At 60.5% G+C, this 26,385-nt stretch carries 24 protein-coding genes; 10 read left to right on the top strand and 14 right to left on the bottom strand.

Going from position 1 to position 26,385, the window contains the following annotated elements; translation table 11 throughout:
- Nucleotides 1–106 precede the first annotated feature (106 nt).
- A complete protein-coding gene (locus ACURWW_RS15970; RefSeq protein ID WP_445617885.1) occupies nt 107–676 on the top strand; it encodes a hypothetical protein in 570 nt (189 codons plus the stop codon).
- A 136-nt stretch (nt 677–812) separates the two neighbouring features.
- Here the strand turns inward: ACURWW_RS15970 and ACURWW_RS15965 are convergent, their stop codons facing one another.
- Nucleotides 813–1,634, bottom strand: coding sequence for an alpha/beta fold hydrolase (locus ACURWW_RS15965; RefSeq protein WP_445617886.1), 822 nt, complete (start codon nt 1,632–1,634; stop codon nt 813–815).
- Nucleotides 1,635–1,710: 76 nt separating this feature from the next.
- Entirely contained in the window at nt 1,711–2,451 is a 741-nt protein-coding gene (locus ACURWW_RS15960; protein WP_445617887.1) for a class I SAM-dependent DNA methyltransferase, read from the bottom strand.
- 333 nt (nt 2,452–2,784) lie between these two features.
- On the opposite strand from ACURWW_RS15960, the gene ACURWW_RS15955 reads away from it, so the two are divergent.
- Genes ACURWW_RS15955 through ACURWW_RS15945 form a run of 3 tightly spaced genes read left to right on the top strand, consistent with a single transcriptional unit; the run spans nt 2,785 to nt 4,924 of the window.
- Nucleotides 2,785–3,432 carry a dihydrofolate reductase family protein gene (locus tag ACURWW_RS15955; protein ID WP_445617888.1) on the top strand — a complete coding sequence of 216 codons (648 nt, stop codon included), beginning with the start codon at nt 2,785–2,787 and terminating at the stop codon, nt 3,430–3,432.
- A gap of 50 nt (nt 3,433–3,482) precedes the next feature.
- Entirely contained in the window at nt 3,483–4,637 is a 1,155-nt protein-coding gene (locus tag ACURWW_RS15950; RefSeq protein WP_445617889.1) for a hypothetical protein, read from the top strand.
- Complete coding sequence (locus tag ACURWW_RS15945; RefSeq protein WP_445617890.1) at nt 4,634–4,924, top strand: MoaD/ThiS family protein; 291 nt, start codon at nt 4,634–4,636, stop codon at nt 4,922–4,924. The genes ACURWW_RS15950 and ACURWW_RS15945 overlap by 4 nt, the downstream gene beginning before the upstream one ends.
- A gap of 11 nt (nt 4,925–4,935) precedes the next feature.
- Here ACURWW_RS15945 and ACURWW_RS15940 read toward each other — a convergent pair whose 3' ends face one another.
- Complete coding sequence (locus ACURWW_RS15940; RefSeq protein WP_445617891.1) at nt 4,936–5,235, bottom strand: YebG family protein; 300 nt, start codon at nt 5,233–5,235, stop codon at nt 4,936–4,938.
- A gap of 642 nt (nt 5,236–5,877) precedes the next feature.
- Here ACURWW_RS15940 and ACURWW_RS15935 point away from each other — a divergent pair.
- From ACURWW_RS15935 to ACURWW_RS15920, 4 genes are all read left to right on the top strand, one after another.
- The gene (locus ACURWW_RS15935) at nt 5,878–8,208 is read left to right on the top strand and encodes a DUF6351 family protein (RefSeq protein ID WP_445617892.1); all 2,331 of its coding nucleotides are present in this window, start codon (nt 5,878–5,880) and stop codon (nt 8,206–8,208) included.
- A 107-nt stretch (nt 8,209–8,315) separates the two neighbouring features.
- Nucleotides 8,316–9,239 carry an MBL fold metallo-hydrolase gene (locus tag ACURWW_RS15930; protein ID WP_445617893.1) on the top strand — a complete coding sequence of 308 codons (924 nt, stop codon included), beginning with the start codon at nt 8,316–8,318 and terminating at the stop codon, nt 9,237–9,239.
- A gap of 121 nt (nt 9,240–9,360) precedes the next feature.
- Entirely contained in the window at nt 9,361–10,506 is a 1,146-nt protein-coding gene (locus tag ACURWW_RS15925; protein ID WP_445617894.1) for a PQQ-dependent sugar dehydrogenase, read from the top strand.
- A gap of 68 nt (nt 10,507–10,574) precedes the next feature.
- The gene (locus tag ACURWW_RS15920) at nt 10,575–11,624 is read left to right on the top strand and encodes a zinc-dependent alcohol dehydrogenase family protein (protein WP_445617895.1); all 1,050 of its coding nucleotides are present in this window, start codon (nt 10,575–10,577) and stop codon (nt 11,622–11,624) included.
- 263 nt (nt 11,625–11,887) lie between these two features.
- On the opposite strand, the gene ygiD is transcribed toward ACURWW_RS15920, so the two are convergent.
- From ygiD to ACURWW_RS15905, 3 genes are all read right to left on the bottom strand, one after another.
- Nucleotides 11,888–12,742 carry a 4,5-DOPA-extradiol-dioxygenase gene (gene ygiD / locus ACURWW_RS15915; protein ID WP_445617896.1) on the bottom strand — a complete coding sequence of 285 codons (855 nt, stop codon included), beginning with the start codon at nt 12,740–12,742 and terminating at the stop codon, nt 11,888–11,890.
- A gap of 248 nt (nt 12,743–12,990) precedes the next feature.
- On the bottom strand, nt 12,991–13,377 hold the full coding sequence (locus ACURWW_RS15910) for a hypothetical protein (protein WP_445617897.1): 387 nt from the start codon (nt 13,375–13,377) through the stop codon (nt 12,991–12,993).
- A 241-nt stretch (nt 13,378–13,618) separates the two neighbouring features.
- Entirely contained in the window at nt 13,619–15,064 is a 1,446-nt protein-coding gene (locus tag ACURWW_RS15905; RefSeq protein ID WP_445617898.1) for an MFS transporter, read from the bottom strand.
- Nucleotides 15,065–15,238: 174 nt separating this feature from the next.
- Between ACURWW_RS15905 and ACURWW_RS15900 the strand changes: the two genes are divergently transcribed.
- The gene (locus tag ACURWW_RS15900; RefSeq protein WP_445617899.1) at nt 15,239–16,015 is read left to right on the top strand and encodes an SDR family oxidoreductase; all 777 of its coding nucleotides are present in this window, start codon (nt 15,239–15,241) and stop codon (nt 16,013–16,015) included.
- A 267-nt stretch (nt 16,016–16,282) separates the two neighbouring features.
- Here the strand turns inward: ACURWW_RS15900 and ACURWW_RS15895 are convergent, their stop codons facing one another.
- The 4 genes from ACURWW_RS15895 to ACURWW_RS15880 all read right to left on the bottom strand — a co-directional run bounded on the left by ACURWW_RS15895 (nt 16,283) and on the right by ACURWW_RS15880 (nt 21,449).
- Nucleotides 16,283–16,669: a GreA/GreB family elongation factor gene (locus ACURWW_RS15895; RefSeq protein WP_445617900.1), complete on the bottom strand. Its 387-nt coding sequence runs from the start codon at nt 16,667–16,669 to the stop codon at nt 16,283–16,285.
- 225 nt (nt 16,670–16,894) lie between these two features.
- Complete coding sequence (gene surE, locus ACURWW_RS15890; RefSeq protein ID WP_445617901.1) at nt 16,895–17,611, bottom strand: 5'/3'-nucleotidase SurE; 717 nt, start codon at nt 17,609–17,611, stop codon at nt 16,895–16,897.
- A 220-nt stretch (nt 17,612–17,831) separates the two neighbouring features.
- A complete protein-coding gene (locus ACURWW_RS15885; protein ID WP_445617902.1) occupies nt 17,832–20,048 on the bottom strand; it encodes a PAS domain S-box protein in 2,217 nt (738 codons plus the stop codon).
- A 450-nt stretch (nt 20,049–20,498) separates the two neighbouring features.
- Entirely contained in the window at nt 20,499–21,449 is a 951-nt protein-coding gene (locus ACURWW_RS15880) for a LysR substrate-binding domain-containing protein (RefSeq protein WP_445617903.1), read from the bottom strand.
- An 81-nt stretch (nt 21,450–21,530) separates the two neighbouring features.
- Here ACURWW_RS15880 and ACURWW_RS15875 point away from each other — a divergent pair, with 81 nt between their 5' ends.
- Nucleotides 21,531–22,703, top strand: a complete 1,173-nt coding sequence (locus ACURWW_RS15875; RefSeq protein WP_445617904.1) for an MFS transporter — start codon at nt 21,531–21,533, stop codon at nt 22,701–22,703.
- A gap of 50 nt (nt 22,704–22,753) precedes the next feature.
- Here the strand turns inward: ACURWW_RS15875 and ACURWW_RS15870 are convergent, their stop codons facing one another.
- The 4 genes from ACURWW_RS15870 to arsH all read right to left on the bottom strand — a co-directional run bounded on the left by ACURWW_RS15870 (nt 22,754) and on the right by arsH (nt 26,327).
- Entirely contained in the window at nt 22,754–23,437 is a 684-nt protein-coding gene (locus tag ACURWW_RS15870) for a DUF899 domain-containing protein (RefSeq protein ID WP_445617905.1), read from the bottom strand.
- 105 nt (nt 23,438–23,542) lie between these two features.
- Entirely contained in the window at nt 23,543–24,376 is an 834-nt protein-coding gene (gene budA, locus ACURWW_RS15865) for an acetolactate decarboxylase (RefSeq protein WP_445617924.1), read from the bottom strand.
- 119 nt (nt 24,377–24,495) lie between these two features.
- Nucleotides 24,496–25,440, bottom strand: coding sequence for a LysR family transcriptional regulator (locus ACURWW_RS15860; protein ID WP_445617906.1), 945 nt, complete (start codon nt 25,438–25,440; stop codon nt 24,496–24,498).
- Between the two features lie 125 nt (nt 25,441–25,565).
- On the bottom strand, nt 25,566–26,327 hold the full coding sequence (arsH, locus tag ACURWW_RS15855; RefSeq protein WP_445617907.1) for an arsenical resistance protein ArsH: 762 nt from the start codon (nt 26,325–26,327) through the stop codon (nt 25,566–25,568).
- Between the last annotated feature and the right edge of the window lie 58 nt (nt 26,328–26,385).

The raw sequence follows: 26,385 nt of genomic DNA, 5'->3' as shown, positions 1-26,385 counted from the left end.
AGCGGGTATTGCCGAGTATCGCGCCAATACCTATGCTGGCGACGCGCCGGAGCGAGGCAGAACGCGCCTCCAAGACGCACATCATAGAAGATTGAGGGAGATAAAGATGAAAAAGGCACAGCACTTTTTGTTTCTGGGACTGTTGGGGGTTGCTCCGTTGGCCGCTGCCGATCTGAGCTATACCTACCTGGGCGCCGGATACGTGATCGATGGCGAAGTCGACGGCATCAACGTGGACCTGGATGGTTTCTCATTCGCCGGCAGCTTTGCGGTGGGCGAAAACTTCTACATTCTCGGCAACGCTCAAATGCTGGAAACTGACCCGGGCGATGCGGATGTGGACCGGATTGATCTGGGCGCTGGTTTTCATACTCCCATTGCGCCCGGCATGGACTTCGATGGATCGTTGGCCTATTCCGACGTGGAGATCGGCCGTTTCGACGGTGACGGATTCCAGTTGCGGGGTGGCGTGCGCGGCAAGCCCAACGAATTTTTCGAGTGGGGTGCGCACCTGGTGTACGAAGATCTGGACTTCGATGATCTTGGAAGCGACAGCGACGTGGGCTATGACCTGAATGCCCGCTACTTCTTCTCAGGCACCCTCTCGGCCGGCTTGAACCTGCGCGACGTCAGCGATATCGAGACCATGACCATCAACGTGCGTTTCGATTTCTAGCACGTGTTGCTCGAGTCCGTAATGGACTCGAGCAATCGGAGGGTCTGCGGCGCAAGTCCGCACGCCCTCCACATCAACAGCATCGATATCCTCCGATAACCCGCCCGGCCTGGTCGGCAATTCCCCTCCTCCGCATTTATTTGCCTGGCTCTGGGCTCACACTCCCCAGATGTACCTTCAGCAGCCGCACAAACTCGTGAGGGCTGTCGAGCGGCAGCAAGTGCGTGGCTTCCTCCACTTCAAGGGTCCGTCCATTGCCCAGACAGCTGCCGGCTGCCCGGGACACCACGTTGAACAAGGTTCTCGTCTTCCCGCCATAAGCCACCGCAACCGGTATGTCGATCGCGGCCAGCGCATCGCAGCTCAGGTTGGTGGCCTCACTTTGGCCCATCTGCAGGGGCAGCGTGTGGGCGTTCTGAAGTTGCTGCTGCTGGCGCGAGTCCGTCTGGGAGAGGAAATAGCCCGCGCGACCTCCCGAACCATCCATGAGTGCTACCACCGCTTCCGTTAGCTGTCCGTGCTGGACCAGGGGGAAGACGGGGCCGAACATGCGTTCCGCATCCTGACCGAAGAGCGCCATTTCCTGCTCGGTCAGGCAAGCGGGATTGCCCGGTTCATAGAGGAAGGCACTGCGGATTCTCCCGGGCCGTCGCGCGAGCGTGCTCAACACAACGTCGGCGCCATAGGACCAGGCCGCCACATGAACGGGGCGGTCCGTGTCCAGGGTGTCCAGGAAGCGCGCCAGGTCCTTGCCGTGGGTCTCAGTTCCAAAGCCTCCCTGGTGGGCACGGCCGCCGGGCCCGAAATGGCGCTGGGTCAGCGCGATCACATCGTACTCGGACTGCAGGAGCTCAATGTGGGGCGCCCACATCCGCTCATCGGCCAGGGCGCCATGAACGAGCACCAGAATGTCGCCTTCGCCACGGCGGGTATAGGTGGGCCTGAAATCAGCAGTCATAGATCCTTGTCTCACACGATGGTCGCCGGCGCTCCCTGAATTGTCGAGCCGCGACGAACAGGTGCTGCAGTGTGGCTCAGGGGCTTTGCCGGAGCTTGCGAACTTCAACCATGGCCTGGCCCCTCGGGTGGTTGTATTCCCATGAGAGGTCCCGCAGACCAAAGCCGTTCTGCTTTGCCAGCGATTCGAAGAAAGGGAAAGGGTAGCAAAAATCCTTGAGTCCGGTCTGCCCGAAAGCATCCGCGGGGAAGTAGGTAAAGTAAAAAACCGAAGCGGGTTCCATGAGGCGGCCGATATTCTGGAAGCATTCACGGATATGTTCAGGCTTTAAATGGGTGAATACGGATTGGGCGAGTATGAAATCAAAGGTCTGATTGCCGAATTCCTGAAACTTCAGGTCCTTGCCGGTGCTGAGCAGGAGTTGGGGCTTTTTGTCCGCCAGCCCGTTCTCTTCCACAAATTGGCGGGCAAAGGCGATGGCTTTTGCAGAGATGTCAGTGCCGTGGTAACCGCCTGGTTTCAGGTAGCGGATAAAATGCTGGCCCCCGCGAAGGGTACCGCAGCCGATGTCCAGCATCCGGTGCTGGGGCTTTAGTTTGCGGCTGAGCAAAAAATCGAACTGAAGCCGTCCGATTTCCTCCCACATGCCGCCGATCGCCTCGCGGGGATCCGCTTCCACGCGTAGATCTGTATGCTCCGCGTAGGCCTCCAGGTACTCTTTCTCGTCGTAAATCCGGTGAACCTGGTCGCCGAACGTATTGATACCAAACAAACGCTTGATGGTGCTTTTTCCAAAACGAATGATTCCGGCCTCCATGGGCACGTCTCCTTGTATGAGGACCCGATCCGTATCGCGAGCGCGTAACACGGCAGTGGGTTGTTGCGTCAATGCTGAGTCGCCAAACTGGGTGAGTGACTCGGGCCCGGAACGATTCAGTGGGCCGGGAGGTGAGCGCGGGGTATTCTCCCACAGGCCCACTGCCGAACAGGCAGGGATTGGTGCCGATGTTCGGTCTCGGGTAGCGAAGATGTCGATTTGTCGGCAGAGGGAACGACCAATGGCAGCCAGTTCTGTTTTGAACGAACTGTTGTGAACTCACAAGGGGGCGAGGTGCAGCCGTCTGCCCCATGAAAACCCAGCGAGGACTTGATGAGCAAACTCAGAATCGACTGTTTTGGAATCTCTCTGGACGGTTATGGGGCCGGGCCCGACCAGGACCTGGAGCATCCCCTGGGGCGGGGCGGCGAGGCGCTCCACCAATGGGCGTTCAAAACCCGTCGCTTCCACCAGATGTTTGGCAACGATGGCGGCGCGACCGGTGTGGACAACGACTTCATCGAACAGGGTTTCGAGAATGTGGGCGCCTGGATACTGGGCCGCAACATGTTCGGACCGGTGCGCGGCCCCTGGCCGGACGAAAGCTGGCGCGGCTGGTGGGGTGATGAGCCGCCCTACCACTGCCCGGTGTTCGTGTTGACTCATCACCCCCGGGAGCCCGTCACCATGGAGGGGGGCACCGTCTTCCACTTCGTGACCGAAGGCATTCACGCCGCCCTGGAGCAGGCGCGGGATGCTGCCCGGGGTAAAGATGTACGTCTCGGCGGCGGGGTGGCCGCCATCCGGCAATATCTTGAGGCGCGGCTGGTCGACACCATGCATCTTGCCGTGAGCCCGGTTGTACTGGGCAAGGGGGAAAATCTCTTTGCCGGGCTCGACCTGCCTGCACTGGGCTATGAGGTCCAGCGCCATACGCCTTCCGATTCGGTGATACACATGGTTCTGGGCAGGAGGTCGTGACGGACTGCGGTTGACTGATCACTCGGCTCGGGCGAACAAGGGATTCGATCATGAACAACGACACAACCATTCTGGTAGGCACCCGCAAAGGGGCCTGGGCGGTGAGCGGTAATCCCCAACAGGCCAATTGGAATATTCACGGACCCAACCATCTCGGCTCCTCCGTGTTCCACTATGTGGCTGACCCGCGCAACACCCGGCGGCGGCTTATGACCATCGGTGGCGGCCACCTGGGGCCGAGCCTGTTCCGCTCGGAGGACGGCGGTGAAAGTTGGACTGAGGCCGAACGTCCGCCGCGGTTTGCGAAAGCGGGGGACGAAGGAGAGGGGCGCAGTGTGGACCACGTGTTCTGGCTGACGCCTGGCCATCCGAGCCAGCCGGAGCGCTGGTATGCCGGCACTTCACCCCAGGGGCTCTTTGTCAGTGATGACCACGGCGCTCACTGGGAGGAGGTGCAAGGCTTCAATGCCCACCCGGACTTTTTCCATTGGCGCGGCGGCGACAAGGATGGCACCCCGGACGGCCCCAAGCTTCATTCCATCATCGTGGACCACAGTGACCCGCGTCATCTGCTGCTGGGAATGTCCAGTGGCGGGATTTTCGAGAGCCTGGACGAAGGCCACAGTTGGCACCCGCTCAACCGGGGCGTGGCGACGGACTTCTTCCCGCCCAAAGAGGACGGCAGCGAATACGAGTACGGCCATGATCCCCACTGTATGGTCATGCACCCGCGCGACAGCAATCGCCTTTACCACCAGAACCACTGCGGTATCTACCGCATGGACCGGGACCGGAGCGACCGCTGGGAGCGCATTGGGGACAACATGCCTCAAGAAGTTGGGGACATCGGCTTTCCCATTGTCGTGCATCCCCGGGACGTGGATACCGCCTGGGTGTTTCCCATGGATGGCTCCGGCCTGTGGCCCCGCACCAGTCCGGGCGGCAAGCCAGCGGTTTACCGCACCCGCGATGGGGGTGCTTCGTGGACGCGCCACGACGACGGCTTTCCCCGGCAACAGGCCTGGTGGACGGTCAAACGCCAGTGCATGGCGGTGGGCCCGTGTGGGGCGGATTCGGAGCCGGTGGGATTATTCCTGGGCACCACAAACGGCCAACTTTGGGGGAGCTTTGACGAAGGGGAGAGCTGGCGGCCCCTTGCCATGGATCTTCCCCACATCTACTCAGTGGAGGTGGTGGGCGCGTGATTCGGGTTGTGTTGCCCAGTCAGCTGGATCGCTACACCGGCGGTGCGCGCAACTTGAATCTGGAGGCCGCGGACCTCGGCGGCAGGGAGGAGGGCGCGACGCTGCTGGACGTGATTCGCGCGCTGGATACGCGCTATCGCGGCCTGGCTTTTCGCATCGTGGATGAACAGGAGCGCATCCGCCGGCACGTCGCTATCTTTGTGGGGGAAAACATGGTCCGGCGCCTGGATGTGCGCCTACAAGCCGGAGCCCGGATACAAATTGTAGGCGCACTGAGCGGCGGATGATCTCACCTCATTCAGCCACCCACGGCTCGCAGGCTGCCACTGTCTTCCTGTTCCCCGGTGCTTGCTGCTTCATCCCCCGGGAGCAGTAATTCCGGCTTACCCTTGCATGCCTTGGCCAGATCGTCCTTGCGCCTGGCCAGCACCAGACCGATGTTCTCCGCTGCTTCGTCGCCCACGCCTGGCACTTCTGCTTCGATCAGGCAGGTAATGCACTCCGCCAGTTCCAGCATCTTGTCGTGTTCGTCTGCCGCTTTCTTGTCATCAAACATACTGCCGTCCCGGTCACATTTCCAAACTGCTACAACTGCCATGCCTTGTTCTCCTCGCGGATACTGTACAAAAAAACAGGTTCAGCATAGACGAAGCGTAGCGCCATGTAAACCGTTTGTGATCCGCCGGACCAGCCGTCGGGCGCTGTGCGTTAACTGATCCGATCGCCCAGCGACGGTGATGTGGGGCACCGCGCTGTTTGTTCACAGACTTGCCCACAGCTTCTGTGGATACCGGACGGCGCCGCGCCGCATATGAGAGCAATGCCGCGATTGGACTTATCAACCGTTCCAGGTGTGTGGCTGCTAACCCGGCCCTTCGCCGCGCGTCTGAAACCGCGTGTCAAACCCGATAGTCCACCAACGCCGCCCGAATCTTGCACCTCCTCGCGCTATCGATTGCAGGGAGGCTTGCAGTCGACCGCAGTTCATCCGCAGGCCTTCGTCACTGAATGGGTGCTTAAGGGTTCCGCCGATGGCATGGGCGACGAATTCATGAAGCGATCCGCAGGACGACGGGCAGTTGGCGGATAAGGCTAAGTTCGCGCAACAATTTCAGCGGCAACGTTGTCGCAACTGTTGCACCAATGAGGGATTCATTCCATCGCGCAAGTTCGCGTACTCGTCTGTAAAAACTGCACGAAAAAGACTCCAACCTACAAAAACCTGCCGTAGAGGTCTGCTATGGGATTGTTAGCGAAACTGTCCATTGGCTTCCTGGTTTTGTTTCTTGGCGCCGGCGGTGTGGGCTTCGCCTACCTGGCGGAGTCCGTTCACGTCATGAAAGAGCCACCGCTGGCCCCGGTGCTCGCACTGCCGGACAACTTCGACCCCCGGGAGCCCGTGGCTCCCTACTCCGGCCCCCACCCCCGAGTGGCGGGAAGGCCGGCCGAAACTTTCCGGTTCCCCATCAAACTCGGCGAGGTCGGTCCGGTCGCCCCGCTGTTTGCCGGCCCGCTTGACTACCCCTTTCTCTGCGGAGAAAACCAGGTCACCGATGCCCAACCACTGGTGGATAACCAAAGCGGCATGGGTGTGCCGGTCTACGGCCTGAAAGATGGCGAGATCGATCCCGAGAATGTTGTGGGATACAGCATGAACTGCTCGCACCCCACCACTGCGAGCTACTATTACAACCGGGAGGGAACCCGGGAATTTTTTCCATTGGAAGAAGCCGATGGTGACATCGCCACCATCGAGGTGGACGGAAGGGAGGTTCCGTTCGTCGTGCGGCTGGAATCCGGCACCATCAATCGCTATCACTACCTCATGGTGGCCCTGCGCGGCAGCGAAGAAACTGTGGACGCACCCAATCCCGACCACTGGAATAAAAAGTTGATCTACCAGTTCCGCGGTGGAGTGGGCATCGGCAAACGCCAGGGCCGCATCAAGCCCAACGATGTGTTGAAACGGGGCTTTGACCAGTTGGAGCAGGGCTACGCCATGCTTTACTCCACCGGCACCCAGACCAGCAACCACTACAACATGTGGCTGGCGGAAGATACGGCGGCCCGGCTCAAGCGTCAGTTTGTTTCCCTGTACGGGGATCCCCTCTATACGGTCGGAATCGGCGGCTCCGGCGGCGCCATCCAACAGTATCTGATCGCCCAGAACCATCCCGGCCTGCTGGACGCGGCCATTCCCCTGTACTCCTATCCGGACATGGTGACCCAGACCATCAGCACCATGGACTGCGAGCCTCTGGAATACTACTTCGACGTCACCGACGCCAAGAACCCACTGTGGCGCGTATGGGAAAACCGCAGCTGGATTCAGGGGCTGAGCGCCAATTCGGAAGCGGACAATCGCTTCACGGAGGTGCAGGCCGTGGTGGACCTGCTGCGCGGCAAAATTCCCGAACTGGGCAAGGGCGCCACCGAGTGCATTCAGGGCTGGCGGGGCCTCACGCCTCTGGTGCACAACCCCACCTTCGTTCACTTCAAAAGCAGCTTTTCTCCGGAGGTGCAGGAACAGGTTCACTTCAGCCATTGGGACGATCTGAAGTATGTCTATGGAGTGGACGCGCAAGGTTTCGCCAACTCCACCTGGGACAATGTGGGCGTTCAGTACGGCTTGCGCGCCCTGCGTGAGGGCCAGATCAGCCCGAATGACTTTCTCCGATTGAACCGTTTCCTGGGGGGATGGAAAAAGCCACACGAAATGAAGCCGGAGAAGCTGTGGCTCCTGGCGGGGAACATCTTTCCGGTGGACCTTTCGTTCTGGAGCCATCACAACATGTATCACAGCGATGGCCGCTCTCCTGCCAGGCGCACTGAAGGCAGCATTGCAGCGATCGAAGCCGCGTACCGTTCCGGCCATGTGTTTGTGGGCCATGCGGATATTCCCATCCTTGACGTGCGCCACTATCTGGAGAAAGACCTGGATATGCACCACTCCACCGCCTCCTTCGCAGCCCGCCAGCGGCTTATCGAGGCCCAGGGGCACGCGGACAACCAGGCAATCTGGATGGCCCACAAAAAGCATAATCCAATCGTTCACGCGGTGGAGGTGATGGACCAGTGGATGACAAACATCCGCAAGAACCCGAACCGCACCATCGCCGAGAACCGGCCGCCAGCCGCAGCGGACAAATGCCTGGATGCGCGCGGCAATGTGATTGCCCAGGGTGATACGGTGTGGGACGGCGAGTGGAATGGCCAGCCCGCCGGCGCCTGCATGACCGCGTACCCCCGCTACAAGACCTCCCGCGAAGTGGCCGGCGGCGACGTGACTGGCGATGTGTTCAAATGCCACCTGCAGCCGGTGTCCCGGGCTATTTCCCGCGGGGAGTACGGCAATGTGGACATGCGACCCTACCAGCGCGAGCTGGAAGCCATCTTCCCGGATGGTGTTTGTGATTACAGCCGCGGCGATGTGGCCCGGCCCGCTGACCTCCTGGCAAAGCCCGAGCGCTATACGGACGAAGCCCTGGGTCCGGCAGTCATCGCGCGGATGGACCCTCGCCCGGAAGGGACTGACGAGAAGGCCAGCCGCGAAGTGCATCTTGCGCCCTGAGGCCGCAGATCGGCAGCCATTGCTTGGCCCGGTACCAGCCTTTGTCTACAATCGTGCCCGCTCGGTCTGTACCGGGGCGGGCACGATTGTGAACGGCGGGAGAAATAATGAAAAAATCCTTGCTCACCTGGCCGCTTTTCATGTTGACGGCCGCCACGGCATTGGCCCAGGAGACCGGCCCCTACGTTCGCGAAGGCGCTACGGTGCAACTGGGGGAACACACCTACGCCATCCCGGATGCCAACGCGCCCGCCGTGCCCAACGTCGGCATCGTGGTCGGTGAGCGCGCAACCCTGGTTATTGACCCCGGCATGGGCCGGCGCAACGGCGAAGCCGTATTGCGCGAGGCGCGCAAGGTGAGCAACACCGACGCCCTGTACATTGCCACCACCCACTTCCACCCGGAGCACACCACGGGCAACCTGGCCTTTCCCGAGTCCGCCACCTACATCAATTCCAGCGTTCAGGAGCAGGAGTTCGCGGACCGCGGACGTGCGATCATTCGCTACTTCGAGCGGCGCAGTCCGCAAATGGCCGAGCTGCTGGAAGGCGTGGAGCAGCGACCCGCGGATATAATCTTCGACCGGCGTTACGCGCTGGATCTGGGCGGCGTAACGGTTCACATGCAGGTGGTTGGCCCCACCCACACTCAGGGAGACACCGTCTTCTTCGTGGAAGAGGATCAGGTTCTGTTCGCGGGCGACGTGCTGATGAAGGAGTCGTTCCTGGCTGCAAATCGAGGCTCCAGCGTTAAAGCCTGGCTGGACGCGTTCGAGGTGCTGGAGGCCATGGAGCCCGCCAATATCGTTCCCGCCCACGGCGCCTTCGGCACGGCTTCACTGATTCCGGCCAACCGGCGCCTGGTGGAAGCCATTCGCGACCGTGCGCTGGCCCTGAAGGGGGAGGGGAAATCCGCCGAGGAAGCGGCCGCTGTCGTTGATAGCGAGTTGCGCGCGCAGCATCCCGAATGGCCACGCGCCCAAGGCATCGCCCCACTGGCGGCCGCGGCCTGGAACGAAGCGAGTCAGTAACGGTTTCGCCGATCGCCATCACTGTGGACTGCGCGCGCCTCCATTCCCGGCACAGAGCTGGCCCCCACGTTGCACTCACTTTTGGATCACCCCGACCCGCCGCCCGTGACAAGGAGGATCCATGCGCTTCCATCTGCTATTCATCCTGCCCCTTGCGCTGCTTTCAGGTTTGCCAGCCATCGCTCAAAGCCAGAACGCCGACCCGCCTTTCAACGCCGAGGAACTGGCCGACTTTGAACAACCCTGGGCCATGACATTTCTGCCGGACGGCGCCGCGCTGATTACCGAAATGAAGGGCGAACTGCTGTTGTTCCGCGAAGGCGCGGAGCCACAGCAGATCGAAGGCGTCCCGGAGGTCGCCTTCGGCGGGCAGGGTGGTCTCGGCGACGTGGCCCTGCACCCGGACTTCGCCAACAACCAGGTCATCTACATCAGCTATGCGGAGCCGGGCGAAGGGGACACCCGGGGCGCAGCGGTTGCGCGGGCGCGGCTGGCCGTGGCGGAGGATGGTGGCGCCTTGGAGGATCTGGAAGTGATCTGGCGCCAGGAGCCCAAGGTGTCCGGTGAGGGACACTATTCCCATCGCCTGCTGTTTGGTCCGGACGGGCATCTGTGGGTCACGTCAGGGGACCGGCAGAAGCTGGACCCGGCCCAGGACAAGAGTGCAAACCTTGGCAAGATTCTGCGCCTGAACGACGACGGTTCGGTGCCGGATGACAACCCTTTTGCCTCCGAGGGTGAGGTGGCCGCCCAGATCTGGACACTGGGCCATCGCAACATGCTCGGCATCGTGTTTGACGATCAGGGGCGACTGTGGGCCCACGAGATGGGCCCACAGGGCGGCGACGAACTGAACCTGATCGAAAAAGGCGAGAACTACGGCTGGCCCGTGGTCTCCGAAGGCATTCACTACGATGGCACTGACATTCCCGACCATTCCACGCGACCGGAATTCAAGGCGCCCGTCACAACCTGGACGCCGGTCATTTCCCCGGCCGGCTTCATCATTTATTCCGGAGAGGAGTTCCCCGACTGGAAGGGCAGCGCATTGGTCGGCGGACTCTCATCCCAGTCGCTGGTGCGCATCGAGTTCCAGGGTGATGGTGCCGAGGAGGCAGAGCGTTTTAATATGGGCGATCGCATCCGCGAAGTGGAGCAGGCGCCGGACGGAACGGTATGGCTGCTCGAGGACGGGCGCCAGGGCGGCGCGGGACGGCTTCTCAAATTAAGCGCAAGCCGCGCTGTTGCCGACACCCGTGAACGCTAAAGCTTGTGCGCAGCCCCCGTTAACCGGGAAGGCTGAAATGGACGCTGCAAACTACGAGGGAGAAAATCATGGCGGAATCAATGAACGCTCTTGTCTACAAGGGGCCCGGTCAAAAATCCTGGGAAGAGGTGGCCCGACCAACCATTGAAAAGCCCACTGATGCCATCATCAAAGTTCTGAAAACCACCATCTGCGGCACGGACCTCCACATTCTCAAGGGCGACGTGCCCGCCGTTACCAGTGGCCGGGTCCTGGGGCACGAAGGTGTGGGGGTTATCGAAGAGGTGGGCGACGCGGTCAGCAACTTCAGGAAGGGCGACCGCGTGCTCATGTCCTGCATCACCTCCTGCGGCAAGTGCGAGTACTGCAAGCGCCAGATGTACTCTCACTGCGAGGACGGAGGCTGGATTCTCGGCCACCTGATCAACGGCACCCAGGCCGAGTACGTGCGCATTCCCCACGCGGACAACAGCCTCTACCCCGTTCCGTCCGGTGCCGACGAAGAGGCGCTGGTGATGCTCAGCGACATTCTGCCCACCGGGTTCGAAATTGGCGTGCTCTATGGTGCAGTCAAACCGGGGGATGTGGTGGCCATCGTGGGGGCCGGCCCAATCGGCATGGCGGCGCTGCTCACCGCCCAGTTCTACTCACCCTCCCGGGTCATCATGATCGACCTGGATGATGCACGGCTGGAGATGGCCAAAAAGTTCGGCGCGACCGACACCATCAACAGCAGCAAGCACGATGTGGCCAAACTGATTGCCGACCAGACCAAGGATGGTGTGGATGTGGCCATTGAAGCAGTGGGCATTCCGCAAACTTTCGACGTCTGCCAGCAGATCGTCCGGCCCGGCGGTCACATTGCCAACATCGGCGTTCACGGCAAAAGCGTGGACCTCCAGATCCAGGAGCTGTGGATCAAGAACATCACCCTCACCACCGGCCTGGTCAACACCAACACCACACCCATGCTCCTGAAAACCGTCGAATCCGGCACCCTCGAGCCGGCGAGCCTGATCACCCACCGCTTCAAGTTCGACGAGTTCATGAAAGCCTATGAGGTATTCGGTAACGCCGGCAAGGAGTCCGCGTTGAAGGTAATCATCAGCAACGATTAGTGTTGGGTTACGCTTCGCTAACCCAACCTACCGGTCCGGCAAGTTCCCGTAGGTTGGGTTAGGCCAGAGGCCGTAACCCAACAACAAGGCACCCCATGCCGCAGGCCGTAACAACAATGCACCCCACGTTGGGTTACGCTTCGCTAACCCAACCTACTGGTCCGGCAAGTTCCCGTAGGTTGGGTTAGGCCGAAGGCCGTAACCCAACACGCAGTTCCTTCCCCAACCCCAACCCCAACCGCGCCGGCTCCGCACAGGAATCATCACAGATTCGTCTGCTCTCCCGGAACATCTGTGACCGGCGGCGCTCCGCGCGAGTCGTGGGACTTCAGATCGCCACAACACCCCAGCGCATAGGACGTCATGGACAAGGAACCCATGGCGTAACCCTGAATCAACATTTCCGCCGGCGCGGCTGCTGCAGAGGCCAGGCCCGCCAGATAGAGCAGGGGAATAAAGTGTTCGTCGGTGGGTACTGCCAGGGGGAAATCGGGGTGATCCTGCAGACTGGGGAGCCGCTCGGGTTTGTGAGTCATGATGTCCAGTGCCGCTTCGTCGAAACGGCGGTTCCAGTCGAAGGCGGCATCACTCTGGTCGCGCGCCATTTGCCTGAGATTGTGCACCACGTTGCCACTGCACAGTATGAGAATGCCCTTGTCCCGCAGTGGTGCCAGGCGAGCGCCCAGTTGCAAATGGAAATCGAAGGATTGCGCGGCATTGATGGAAAGCTGGAGCACCGGAATGTCGGCTTCGGGAAAAGCGTGAACCAGCACGGACCAGGTGCCGTGATCAACGCCCCAACTGTCTTCGTCCAGGCCCACGTGCTCCGGCTGCAGCAGCTCGGCAACTTCCCTCGCCACGTCCGGTGCGCCCGGCGCTGGGTATTGCACGTCGAACAGCTCCTGGGGAAAGCCGTAAAAATCGTGAATAGTCCGAGGGCGGGCCATGGCCGTGATTGCCGTGGCGTTGATGTACCAGTGGGCGGATATGGCGAGAATCGCCCGCGGTCTTGGTACCGACGCGCCGAATTGGCTCCAGGCCTCGGTGTAGCGGTTGGAGTCCAGGGTGTTCATTGGCGTGCCGTGGCCGAGAAATACGGCAGGCATGGGGCTGGTCATTGCGATCTCCTCGATGGTCGACTTTGGAGCAAGCTACAGGCCGGTTGGGCGGAGGCGCAAGGTTTATTATTCTGTTGGGTTACGCTTCGCTAATCCAACCTACCGGTTCGGCAATTCCCGTAGGTTGGGTTAGGCCGTAGGCCGTAACCCAACAATGAGGCATCCCTGTGTTGGGTTACGCTTCGCTCAACCCAACCTACCGGTTCGGCAGAGTCTCGGTTGTTTGCCGTAACCCAACACAAAGGCACTTACTCGCACACAAACACAATATACCGGGGTGACGTTTTGCCAGATGCTTCCGCCCCGCACTTCTTGCGCGTTTTTCGCTTCGAGGACCACAGGGGATGCGCCTCAGGAGTCCGATACAGGGTCAGGCCACCGTCTGGCTGCTGAACCAAACGGTATCCACCGTCTTCGGATACCAAATCCGACAGGGGATTCGAACGCCGTTTGCGCGGGTCGCGCGCCGAGATGGTCATGGTCGCCAGCGACAACAGCCCGAGCACCAGCATCTGAATGGTTACCGGATCGCCTTCGAACTTGAGCGTGGTGGTTACATCCATGGCAACCACCGACACATATCCGAACAGCGCGACCCGCAACACCCGCAGTTTTATCAGAGGCATGTTGTTCATTTTCCTTCTCCTTTAGAACGGTGATGCGATATACATCCGCAAAGAAGTAACGGAAAAACCCCATGAACCTTCCGTTGCAAACCAACGCTACCGGGTGTTCAGAAAATAAACAGTGACGTGGTGCCGTTTTATGCATGAGTTGGCGCTGCGGTTACCGAACAAAGCCGGCGACAAAACACCGGCGAGCCGTGGAGGTGGGTGCCGGCCTCCGGGCCGGCACTCAAGCCCGCAAATCGTGGCGCTATCGCCCATCACGCGCCTGTGGCGCCACTTCCATCGCGTTCGGCTGTCCCGGTGCGACAGCCAACGAGCGGTTGCCCAACAAGAGCGCTACAAATCCGGCGCCGGCCATGGTTGCAAGGACCAGCACCGTGTTGTGCAGAGCACTGGTGCCGCCGTCGCTTGCGGTCCATACGATGGCGGCGGTCGCGGGCCCCATGGTCGAGCCGAGCATCCGTGCCACACCGGAAATTCCGCTCGCGGTACCGGTCATGTCCGCGGGCGCCGCTTGGAGCATGGCGGCCATATTCGGTGCGTTGAACACGGACATTCCCGCACCTGCGGCCCCCGTGCAGAGGGTCAGTTCAATCAGGGTTGCATCCGGCCCCAGAGCCAGAAAGGAGAGCAGGGCAAGCGCGGTCAGAGCGGCCCCCGCAGTGGCGACCGGAAGCGGCCCCCACCGGTCCGCCAGCCCTCCTGCAACGGGTGAAATAACGGCCGCCGCAAGCACAAAGCTCATAATGACGATGCTCAGTGCTTGCGGTCCCGCGCCGACCACTTCCAGCACAAAGAAGGGCAAGGTAAAACCGGTAAGCCCGGTAATGGCCGCAATGAGACTCAGCGACAGGGCCGGTGTGGCAAATCGCGGACGCGCCAGCAATGCGACAATGGGGCGGGAAAACTCGAGCTGCTTCCAGGCCATCAGTACGGCCAGACCGGCCACGCCCAGCGCGCCGGCCAGTAACGGGTCCGCACCTGATCTTTCCAGCCCGAGCAGCAGGGCGGTGGTTCCCGCCCCGATCAACAAACTTTCTACCAGAAGCGAGACGCTCGGTACCGGCAGACGTTGGCGCAAGGGCGCTCCAACATGGGTGCGGGCCAGCAGGTGATGACCGAGAACAACAACGATCGCCAGAAACGGAACCTTGAGCAAAAACACTGCGCGCCACCCAAACGATTCCGCCACCAGGCCGCCCAGGGGCGTCAAAGCCACGCTGCCCAGCATCATGATGCTGGCGATAATGCTGATGGCGCGACCCCGCACGGCGGGACCTACGCTGGTGGCCACAACGGGCATGTACACCGCGAGGTAGAGCGCGGAAGCCATGCCCTGCAGCACACGGCTGGCAAGCAGAACAGGGAAGGAAGGGGCCCAGGCCGATGCGATGCCCGTGAGGGCCACAAGAGTCAAGGAACACAGATACACCAGCCGCACGTCCGCACCGTCCACCCAGCGCCCCGCGGGAATTGCCAGAGCCACCAGCGGCAGGGTGTATGCGAGAAGAACCCAGGCGGTTGCCGACGGGGAGATTGCGAATTCGGAACTGATCAGCGGGAGCGCCATGGCCGCAAGAGTCATTTCGCTGGCGACCACCAGAGTCGCGAGGGCCAGGGTCACCACGGCCCCCCAGCGGGTTGATGAGTCGGTCGGTAATGACGGCTTGCCGGAGTCGATTGTTGCGGACATGCATTGCCTCCCTGTTTATCTGCAAACGCTCGCGCATACGGTCCGCGAGCCGGACGGCAACGATAGAACCTCAACGTAAGTTGAGGTCAATGGAGGTTATGCAAAAAATCTCGCGGTATACTCCGCCCCGACCTATTCAAACAACCTATAAACAACACTGATGAGGGCCAATAAATGTTCGAGAATCTGTTTTCACTGGAAGGGCGCACCGCGCTGGTGACCGGCGGCTCGCGGGGGATCGGTAAGATGATCGCAGCGGGTTTTATCGCCCAGGGCGCGAAAGTCTACATCTCCTCCCGCAAAGCCGATCAATGCGATGCGACCGCCGCTGAATTGTCCCAGGGCAATGGCCGCTGCATCTCCATTCCCATGGACATCTCAACCGTTGACGGCTGTAAGGCGCTCACTGAAGAGATCCGCCAGCGGGAAGAAAAGCTGGACATATTGGTTAACAACGCAGGTGCTGCCTGGGGCGCGGACTTCCTGGAATTCCCCGAGCACGGTTGGGACAAGGTGATGGACCTGAACGTGAAGTCCCCGTTCTTTCTCACCCAGGCCATGTATCCCTTGCTGAAGTCTTCGGCCTCCGACCAGAAGCCCGCCAAGGTGATCAACATCGCCTCCATCGATGGCATTCGCCTCAACCCCTGGGAAACCTATTCCTATCACGCGTCGAAGTCGGCGTTGATTTTCCTCACCCGCCGCATCGCAGCCCGGCTGGTCAAGGACCGTATCGTGGTAAGCGCCATTGCACCGGGACCGTTCGCCTCGGAAATGAACCGCCACGCGCGCGATCACGAAGAAGAGTCCGCAGCAGCCACGCCGCTCGGCCGCATCGGTACACCGGAAGATATGGCGGGCACCGCAATCTTTTTGGCGTCTCGCGCGGGGGACTATGTGGTGGGGGATACCATTGCCGTTGATGGCGGGCACGCCTACGCAAAGATGTGATAGCAAAAACGGCGCACCAGCTCCTTCTGGTGCGCCGAAGGTTGTTTGTCACCGTTCCCGCTGTTCGGCGGAATTGCGTTTCTCCTTTTTCAAGCGTCTCTTTTCCTTGAGCGTTTTCTCCGGTTTCTTCTTCTCGTTTCTGGCCATGATTCAATCCTCCAGGTTCACTTGTGGGTTGGAGCACAGGTCCTATCAAGCCCCGGCAAGCATGATGAATCACCTCCTTTTTCAACATGAAGGGGTCAGGTGCTGTACCGCGGAAGCAAATCAGGGCTGCTCAATGCGAACAATCTTGAACACCACTTCCCGACACAACACGGAAAACTGGACGGTTTCCCCTACAGTCTTCCCCATGAGCTCCGCGCCCAGTGCCGAGAAGCAAGACAACTTCCCCTTCTCGGGAGCGCTGCCACTGGGGCCGACCAGAGTAAAAACCTGCAGTGATTCGGACTGCTTCTCCACAAGGGTTACCCGCGAGCCAAGGCGCACAGACAGATCCTTGTGCCGATTGCACTGGTTTCCGGATTCCAGTTGCTCCAATAGAGAGGCAATATTCAGGTGATTCAATTTCATCCCCCACAGGTGAGTAAGAGACAGCTCTTGGACGCGACTGTGCAGAGCGCCGTGAAACGCTCTGACCGCAGACATCAGCATGGACGGATTCCGAAGCGAATTTTGAAAACAGAAAAACGCGAAACGTGCAGAAACAAGGAGCGCCGAATGCGCTCCTTAGGAGGGAAAGATCGGAGTTGTTCTCCAAAAGAAAAATCGAAGCAGTTTTTTCACAGTCTTGCTCAAAGGAATGAAGTAACTTGATGATTCAAGAGCCTACCCCAAGCAAAATATAAGTCAAGTCAATCGCCTGGCCGGTCAATGTGATCAGCGCTGTAGAGCTCGTGCAAGCTCTTCATGGTCCGTGAGGTCCAGGCGCACAGGCATGATTGAGGTGAGACCGTTCTGCACCGCCCAGCGGTCCGTATCTTCCTCAGTTTCCTCGACGGGAACTTCATGAAACCAGTAATGCTGACGGCCGCGCGGGTCCGTGCCAGGGGTGATGCTGCCGTTGTAGTGGCGAACGGACTGTCGGGTCCAGCGTACACCTTGCGGGCGGGGAGGAAGATTGACGTTGAGCAGCGGGAAATCGTAGGCAATCACCTGTTCAAGCACTTCCCTCACGCTGGGTTTGAGCGCGTCGAAATCCGGCTCCTCGTTTTCCATGGGGGTGCTTAAAGCAATGCCGCGCAAACCCAACAACGCCGCCTGTTTGGCGGCCGCCAGCGTTCCGGAATGCCAGCAACCGTTGCCGATATTCAGCCCCAGGTTGATCCCCGACAGCACCAGATCGACCTTCCCCCAGATGGACACGCCAAGGGAAACACAATCAGCCGGTGTACCATTGACTCGCCAGGCGTCGAAGTGGTGGATGGGGGTCTTTTTGTGGGTAAGCGGCCGGCTGGCAGTAACCGCGTGACCCATGGAGGACTGCTCCACGTCCGGCGCGACAATGCGCACCTCGCCGAAATCCTCCGCAGCCTGGGCCAGGGCAAAAATGCCGGGGCTGTAAATGCCGTCGTCGTTGGCGACCAGAATGCGCATATTGTTTCACCTGACGAGAGACTTTCCTGGCCTGTGCGCTGCCCTGGATCGTACGACCATTGTTAGCGGGCAGCTTCTGCCGGGCTGTGAAGCTGAAAATTTCCGGGGCGGAACTCCCCATAGGGAAACAAGATCCGGACCACAATCCGGTCCGGCTGAGAGGGCCAACCTGCGTGTGCGTTTTAATGGATCGCGGGAAGTTTCACCGCTGATAGGCTTGTCAGTGTCGGGCCAGGGAACGCTGTGGGCATTCCACTGAGTCACCGTTGGCAGAGACCTGCGCCAGAATATCGCTCAGAGCCGAATAACTGACCGGTTTGACAATGTGATAGTCGAACCCAGCTGCCGCCGATTGCTGGCGGTCCTCGTCCTGGCTCCATCCGGTGAGCGCGACAATGACCGCAGCTTCGGCCCACGGCCGCTGCCGGATGCGCCGGCACACTTCGTACCCGTCCAGACCGGGCAGGCCGATGTCCAAAAGGAGCAGCTCGGGTGTGAACCGCTCGGCCACCTCCACGGCTTCGAGACCGTTGTGAATCACTTCCACCTCATGGCCGTTCAGGCGCAGCAAGATAGCCAGTGTCTCGGCGCTGTCGGTGTTGTCCTCCACGATCAGAATCCGGCGGGAGGTCTGGCTGACATTGGTCAGTGCCCCGGGCTCGCTGGAAGGCAGGTTCCGGGCTGCCACCGTAGGGAGCACCACCACGAACTCACTGCCTTTGCCAAGCCCCTCACTGTGAACGGAGATGCTGCCGCCGTGGAGTTCCGCAAGCCGTTTCGCCAGAGTCAGGCCAATACCCAGGCCGCTGACCGTGCGCGTGAGGCTGGTATCAGCCTGCCCGAACAGATCGAAAATGCTGTCGAGCTGGTTCTGAGCGATGCCGATGCCGTTGTCCTTCACCGCAACCCTCACCTGATCGCCTTCCCGTTTAGCGTCCACAGTGATGTGGCCGCCCGGATCGGTAAACTTGCAGGCATTGCTGAGCAGATTACTGAGTACCTGGGACAGCCGATCCGGATCGGCATCCAGAAAGACCGGCTCGTCGGGGGTTTGCACATCCACGGTGTGGCCCATTTCCTTCGCGAGGGGTTCGCAAATTTCAATGGCTTGCTGCACTACGTCCCGCAGTTCGACTTCACTGGTCCGCAGGGTGAGCTTGTCCCGGGAGATGCGGCTGATATTCAGCAGGTCGTCCACCAGGCGAACCATGTGGTTGAGTTGGCGTTCAATCGTGTCTCGGGATTTGTTTAGCAGGGCCGGGTCCTGTTTCGCCTGCTTGAGGATCTCGAGCGAGTTACGGATCGGCGCCAGCGGATTGCGCAGCTCGTGGGCCAGTGTGGCAATGAATTCGTTCTTGCGGCGGTCGGCGGTGCGCAGCGCGTCTTCCGCTTCCTTGCGCTCGGTCAGATCGATACTCGAACCGGCGTAGCCCACGAAACGCTCGTTATCCTCGTAAAGGGGCAGCCCGTTTGACAGAATCCAGCGGTACTGCCCGTCCGCGCGGCGCAGGCGGTACTCGGCGCTAAAGGGCTCGCGGGCCGCAACCCGCCTCTCGTAGGTTTCTACAATCGTGTTGCGGTCGTCTGGGTGAAGCTTGCTCTGCCAGCCGTCGTTGATTTCCTCTTCGAGGCTGCGGCCGGTAAAGTCCAGCCACCGCTTGTTGAACCAGTAGGGCTTCGCGTCGGGGTCCGTCATCCAGATCGATACGGGTGCGGCGTCGGCCAGACGGCGAAAGCGCTGTTCACTGGCTCGCAAAGCGGCTTCGGCGCGTTTCTTTTCAGTGATGTCGCGGGCAACTTTGGAGGCGCCGATCACCCTGCCCCGATCATCGAGAATCGGAGACACAGTGATGGAAAGATGGATTCGCTGCTGGTCCTTGCGAAGGCGCACCGTCTCGAAGTGCTCGAGTCGTTCACCGGATCGGATGCGATGGATAATGTCGCGTTCCTCGCTCCACAATTCAGACGGAATGATGGTGTTGATGGAGCGACCGATAATCTCTTCAGCGCTGTAGCCCAGCAGCCGCTCGGCCCCTGCATTCCAGGAGCGGATGATTCCATCGAGCGACTTGCTGACGATCGCATCGTCAGAAGCGGAAACAATTGCGGCCAGCCGCGCCCGGGTCTCCTCCTCCCGCGTGCGGATCTGCGCGTCCGCGATGGTGCGCCGCGCAAGAGTGCCGATGACGAGAATCGCTCCAGAGGACAAAAAGTACGTGCTTGCATCAATGACCGAGAGGTTGCCGGTATCCAGACTGAACGGGCGACCAACGAGCACCAGGCCGGAGAGTGCGTAACTCAGTACCGCCGTGAGCACTGCCGGACCCGTTCCCAACAGCAGGCTCGCGACTACGCTGGCCAGCAGAATGCTCGGACTGAACTGCCAGTCCCAAAGTGTTTGCACCAGCGCGGACAGCAGCACGGCGGAGATCGCCACCGCAGTCGCGGCTCCATAGCGCAAGGGGGGCGATAAGTGTATGCGACTGACGTTCACCAAATGGAAGCACCCTTTGCTGGACCGTTGAGAGATCGCCCGGCCTGCGCGATCCATTGCGAGCAAGGTTTCGCATGATAGCGCCGACTTCTGCTGAGGTCGAATGCCTCCCTGGCTGCCGCACGCACCGAAACAGCGTGGCAGTAGGGATTGAAGCGAGAGGGGCTGGGTGGCTGCAGCGTCTTGGCAGCCGTTCTGGAGAGGGCCAACGCGGAAGCTGGCCCGCGATTTCGACAAAAGCTCTGCTCCCGAGTTCCGTCTGCGGGCCAGCGCGACCGGGGTCAGCAGGTCCAGCCGGGGGCTGCATGCAAACCCGGCGGACCCGTGCCGGGACCATAAAGCAGGAGAATGCACCGGCGGCGGTCTTCATTCGATGGTCGGAGCACACTCGTATCAGCTCCCGAGCGATTCGTTCAATTCCCGAGTCAGCTCTTTGCGTAGAAAATCTTTGAATACGCGCACACGGGCCGGCGCGTCTCGGCCGGAAAGGCTGATCGCATATAGCGTGACCTCAGCTAAGTGCCATGCCGACAACACTCTGACAAGCAGGCCGGAAGCTGCAGCTCTAGCGGCAATCAGCTCGGGCAGTGGTGCGATACCGCCGCCTGCGAGGGTCAGGCGCAGGGCGCTGGCGAAGTCCGTTGTGCGAATCACCGGTTGCGGGAATGCCTGCTCGATACGGCCTCGGCGATCGTAGAAATACAATGGGGCCGCGCCGTTTATATTGTCGACGCCGATCAAGTCGTGGGTCGGTAGCGCGGCCGGGGTGTGTGGTTCATCCTTCCCCGCAAGATACCTTGGAGAAGCATAGAGGCCGATGCGATAGGCGACCAGGGACGAAGCCCGATAGTCCATGTCCGGTAGTTCGCCCGCGGGCACTCTCAGAGCGAGATCAATACGATGGGCCGCCAGGTCTTGCGGCGTATCCGTGACCATGAGCTCGATGCTTATTTGCGGGTGCCGCTTGCGGAAGCGCACAAGACACTCCGGCAGCAACTCCATCCCCAAGTCCACCGGCGCGGTGATGCGCAAACGCCCCTGTGGCACCGATTGCGATTGGCGCGCTCCCTCCGCCGCATCGTCCAGCCAGGTTAGCGCTTCCCGCGCTTTGTCGTAAAAGGCTAAACCTTCCTCTGTCACCGACACCGCGCGTGGCGTTCGCGCAAGCAATACCACGCCAAGGCGCCGCTCCAACCGCGAAAGTCGGCGGCTGACACCGCCTTTGGTTTCGCCCGCTTGCTTGGCCGCGGCCGATAACGTGCCGCATTCCACTACCGAGCAGAATGCCCTCACGTCTTCCAGCGCCCCGCCTAAGGTTTCTATTCTGTCAACTAAATGTTTCATGTTTGCAATCTTAACGCAATTTGGAAACCACTTTAAGCTTACAAACACAATCACGTAGGTATTCGATTAGAGGAATTATGTATGCCTAAATCCGTTTACGTCCTGGCGCTCGGGATTTTCGTCATGGTGACCAGTGAACTAATTGTCGGTGGCCTCATGCCGCAAATGTCGCTTGATCTGGGCGCAACCATCCCCCAGATTGGCTACCTCATTACGGCATTCGCTCTTGGTATGGCCCTGGGCGGTCCGTTCGCTGCAACGGCAGTGGGGAGACTACGCCCGAAATATGCATTGCTCGTGCTGTTTGTTGTCTTCTTCATCGGGAATGCACTTGCCGTCGTAGCCGGCAGCTACGGACTTATACTGTTCGCACGGATCCTGACGGGCACGGTATCGGGCGCCTTCTTCGGCGTTGCCCTGTCGGTTGTCGCTCAACTTGCGGCGCCCTCATTGCGGGGCCGCGCGACAGGAATCGCGCTGCAAGGACTCATGGTCGGCACCTTGCTCGGGCTTCCGCTCTCGACGCTGATCGGCGATCATTGGGGATGGCGTGCGTCGTTCGGCGTGGTCGGCTTTCTGACAATCGTCGTTGCTGCGGTTACTATGGCTACTCTGCCAAATCTGGGTCACCCGAAAGAATCCGCCGACCTCGGCCAAGAGCTCACCGTGTTCCGCAAGCCGCGGCTGTGGCTTGCCATGGCGACCTCAACGCTAATCATCGGCGCGACATTCGCGGCATTCTCTTACTTCGCACCCATCCTTATTGAGGTGACCCATTACTCCCCCCGTAGCGTACCGTGGCTATTGCTCGCATACGGCGGCGCGACAGTGATAGGCAATTCGGTCGTTGCCCGCTATGCCACATCGCACACCCGTCCCGTCATTATCATCGGCTTGGTGCTCAATGCGCTCTTTCTGACCGCCTTTGCGGTATTGGCCGATTCCAAAGTGGCGGCGTTACTGGCGATGATCGGCATCGGGTTGGTGGGCATCACTTTGAATCCGGCGATGGTTGCCCGGGTGCAAAGCATTGGCAACCCTCGTATGCTGGTCAATAGCGTGCACTCGTCGTTCATTACCCTGGGTGTGGTGATCGGCTCCTGGGCAGGCGGATGGGGGATCGACGCCTATGGACTCCGTGCGCCGTTGTGGGTCGGAGCGATTCTGGCCGTCCTGGCCCTGGTTTCACTTACGCCCGATATGGTCGAATCCCGTCGAACCATCAAGGTCGGGCGCCCGGTGAGCAATCCTTGAGCGGAGCATGGATAATGGAAGCTTCATCGATATCACCAGCGACTATTTGCTTAAACGTCATACTCGTCGTGGCGTCGGTTCCATACATACGGTTCTGTCTTCGGCCAACCTTCAGGAGAGTCCTCCCATGTTTCCTGGCGGCCGTATGGGGTTAAGTCCAGGTACGTCCAGAGGCTGCCCAGATATTCGATTCCACGCGCACCTGAGAAGTACGTTCGATAGATGTCGTTCCCGCTGCGGAGAAATACGCTTACTCCGTGCGTTTCGCCATCAGCTGTAGTTGCGCCGAAATCATAGTTGAAGTCGCTTCCATAAGACGAATACCACGGGATCGTCCAACCCATGCGTGATTTGTACTGTTTGAGTTTTTCTAAAGGCGCGCGTGAGACCATTACAAGCGAAGTATCACGAGCATGTAGATGGGCCGGGTGAGTCATGGCGTCGGCAACCCAAGAGCACCCGTCACAACCTGCCTTCCAGTCAGGTGCGTACATAAAATGATAAACGATGAGTTGACGGCGCCCATCAAACAGTTCAAGGAAGGATGTGGGCCCTTTGTCTCCATGGAATTCGTAGTTATTATCCACTTTTACCATGGGCAACCTTCTACGCTCAGCGCTTAACGCATCACGTGCCCGAGTTAGTTCTTTCTCTCTAACGAGTAATCGATTAAGTGCCGCCTCCCACTCTTCAAGAGAAACGACCTTCGGTAATGGTTGCTTAATTTCCGGCATACTGAGCGCTCCTTTTTCGATTCCAGATAATACTCGCCACGTGCGCAGAATTCGATGGCGGGTTCGACCCTTCGATAACCGGTGCCTGGATTTCGCCGGTCGTCCTCACTTCGGGCGCACGGCACGTTCGTAGGCGTCCGAAACGTCGCCCGCGGTGCTGAAATCCGCTTCCTCGAACGCAGGGCTGTCGGGCAGTATCAGGTTGAGGCCGTGGCTCTCGTCTACCGGCACCTCCAGCGACGGACTGCGCAGGTCCAGTACATGGCCGCCAAGGCGGCGCTTTGCGTCGACAAAGTGCATATGGAAACCGCTGCCGGAGGTGCTGCTGAGGTAAGACGGGAAGCGGAGCGCAACGATGGTGCCGGCCAGATCCCTGTGTTCGTAGACCGACTGCCCTTTCACCACCTCGTCGATGGGCGGGTAGGGTGGCGCCTGAGGGGGCACGCTGCGGAGTTTCAGGTAATCGAATACGCCCTCAATACGGAAGGCGTAAATCACGTTCGGCGTCGGCAGCCGACGATCGATTTCCCGTATCAGTTCGTCCAGGCTCCCTGCGGCCGGCAATTCTATGCGCCGATCCTCCCGAAAAAGCTTGATGTAGGCGAAGGGGCTCTTCTCGCTTGGGTCCAGCTCACGCAGTTTTCCTCCCGCATGGCCGGCCTGGTAGACGATGCCGTCGACGATGATGATCTCGCCATCGATGTGATTGGTGGCGCCGAGCCCAAAGTCTCCGAAGCGCAGCAGATCAGCAAATGGTGTCGGCCCTTCGTAGAGCCCTTGTGCCAGCACCGCGGCGGGAGCCAACTGGTAGAGAGCGTCGTCAATGCGGTGGCCCTGTCCCGGCGCCTCCTTCGCAGCCGGCGCCGGCGACAGCAAAACGGCGGCGGTCGCGGCGATGGAGACTGCCGTCAGCGGCAGGTTGTGGAAGGCTGTTCGCATTAGTTTCAATTTCGGTCTCCTTCATTGAACCGTAATGAAGAAACTCTAACGGCAGCGAGGCAGGGTAAAAAGCGGGCGGCCATCAGGGGTTTGTTGCCCCCGGATCATGAATTACATATTCAGGCCTTTGCGGTAAAAGCGGGCACCGCTCCCGGCAGCTCCGCATCCCAGGCTGGCACGCCATCGAAGGCCGACACCAGGAAATCTACGGTTGCGCGCACCTTGCGAGATAGCTGCCGGGTGGAGGGATAGATGACATGGATGGCTGTGGGTTCGAATTCGTGGTCCGGCAGCACCCGCACCAGCTCACCGGATTTTAGCGCAGCGGACACGGAAAAGGTGGCACCCAGGGCGATGCCGAGTCCATTCTTCGCGGCCTCGGTCAGCGCTTCGCCATTGTTGCATACCAGCGGCCCGCCGGCGGAAACGGTCACTGGCCCCGCAGGGCCGACCAGCCGCCACTGGTGCGGTCTGTCCAGTGCGGTAAAGACCAGGCAATCGTGGTCGTTTAGATCCGCCGCCGTCTGCGGAACGCCGCGGCGCTTCAGGTAGTCCGGGCTGGCCACCAGCAGGCGGCGGTTGGCGCACAGGCGCCGCACGATCAGGCGTGAATCCGCCAAAGCACCGATACGTACTGCCATGTCCACGCCCTCTTCAATCAGATCGACAAAGTGATCGCTCAGCGTCAGCTCCACCGATAGCTCTGGATAAAGCTCCCGTAGCGGCTGTAGCAAGGGCACGATGTGCTGGCGGCCGAACACCACTGGCACACTGAGCCGCAGCAGCCCCCGAGGCTGAAGACTGGCCGCCGAGGCCTCCGCCTCCGCCTCGTCCAGATCTCGCAGTATCTGCAGTGCCCGCTGGTGGAAAACCGCCCCTGTTTCGGTCAGCGACAGGCGGCGCGTCGAGCGCTGCAGCAGGCGCACACCCAGGCGCTCCTCCAGCCGGGAGATGACCCGGCTGACCCCCGAGGGGGTCAGCCCCTGTTCCTCTGCCGCGCGCGCGAAGTTTGAGTGCTTCACCACACTGGCGAATACGGCAATGGCGGATGTATCCAGCGGCATAAAGGTTATTCCTCAATCCATTGGGGCCGGCGGGGCCTTGGTCTCGAGTTCTATTTTTTGGCCAGCGCGGTCGGTCAGCAGGTCCAGTCGTAACCAGCGTACAAATCCGGCGGACCCGTGCCGGGCTACAGGCTCGTTACCTCATCCGGGCGGAACGCGCCGCCCATCGCCCTTGCCCCTTCTTCGGGTAGGCGGCCTGCCTCCTTGCGCTCCGAGTAGCGGTCAGTCATTGCCGGTATGTGCGGTCGAAGCAGTACCGTAAACCGGTAGAGCTCTTCCATCACGTCCACAATGCGGCCGTAATAGGGGGACGGGAGCATGCGGCCCTGCTCATCAAATTCGTTGTAAGCTTTGGCCACGCTGGACTGGTTGGGAATGGTGAACATGCGCATCCACCGGCCCAGCAGGCGCAGGGAATTCACTGCATTGAAGGACTGGGAGCCGCCGCTCACTTGCATGACCGCCAGGGTGCGGCCCTGGGTTGGGCGAATGCTGCCGATACTCAGGGGTATGTGGTCGATCTGTGCCTTCATTACCCCGGTAATCTGGCCATGCCGCTCGGGGCTGCACCACACCTGGCCTTCCGACCACATCGCGTGCTCCCGCAGCTCCTGCACCGCCGGATGGTCGTCGCCCCGCACCTGATCGGGCAAGGGCAGGTCGGAGGGATCGAAGATCCGTGTTTCCGCTCCGAAAAAACGCAGAACACGCGCTGCCTCTTCCACCGCCAGCCGGGAATATGAGCGTTCCCGCAGAGAACCGTAAAGCAGGAGAATACGCGGCGGATGCCCCAAGGGGTCCGGCAATGCTGCCGCGGGGCGACGGGCCAGATACTGCTCGTCCAGAGCGGGCAGGTTGTCGGGGTCAGGCAGGTCACGCAATCTCATGAATTCTCCTTCAATTAAAACAGGTACATGTTCGTTTGGGTGCATCAGAGCATCGGGC

Source organism: Gilvimarinus sp. F26214L, from assembly GCF_054401055.1.
The sequence above is the reverse complement of the archived record's forward strand: the minus strand, read 5'-3'. Positions and strand labels throughout refer to the sequence as shown.